General features: G+C 44.3%; 1 rRNA gene. It reads right to left on the bottom strand.

Annotated elements, in window-relative coordinates:
- Positions 1–320 precede the first annotated feature (320 nt).
- Positions 321–657: ribosomal RNA gene (locus DS891_RS24325) — 16S ribosomal RNA — on the bottom strand; the annotation flags it as partial.

The following is a 657-nucleotide window of genomic DNA, read 5'->3' as shown; positions in this document are numbered from 1 at the left end:
CTTCATCGCCTCCAACTGCCAAGGCATCCACCGTGTACGCTTAGTCACTTAACCATACAACCCAAAATAGTTTTAAGTTGTACTGCTAAAGACAGTTTAACTTCGCCAGAAGTTAATATTGAATACTAAAGTAGACGCTAATTAATCATCGAAATGATTAATCGGCATTTTCTTTCGAAAACTCGATAAATAACTTTCGTTATCTATCAGAATTTAATTTTTCAGCTTTTCCAAATTTTTAAAGAGCAATATCACTTAGCCATCAGGCYAAGCAACAATCATCTGTGTGGACACTTCGAACAAATAAGTTCTAAATCGTATAAGGAGGTGATCCAGCCCCAGGTTCCCCTAGGGCTACCTTGTTACGACTTCACCCCAGTCATGAATCACTCCGTGGTGAACGTCCYCCCTAAGGTTAGACTATCCACTTCTGGAGCAACCCACTCCCATGGTGTGACGGGCGGTGTGTCCCCGTCCCTTTCCCTTCTTCACCTCCCCCTTCTTCTTTTCTCTTCCTCTCTCTTCCTCCTTCCTTTCTTTTTTTTTCTTACTCTTTTCCGGACCTTGACAGGCGTGTAGTGATCCTCTCACTATCGCTAGCTCGCTGCTCTCTGTACCTGCCATTGTAGCACGTGTGTAGCCCTACACGTAAGGGCC

It is taken from the genome of Pseudoalteromonas sp. JC28, from assembly GCF_013319255.1.
In the GTDB taxonomy this organism is placed as follows: Bacteria; Pseudomonadota; Gammaproteobacteria; order Enterobacterales; family Alteromonadaceae; genus Pseudoalteromonas.
This window is presented reverse-complemented; position numbering and strand designations above follow the sequence as displayed.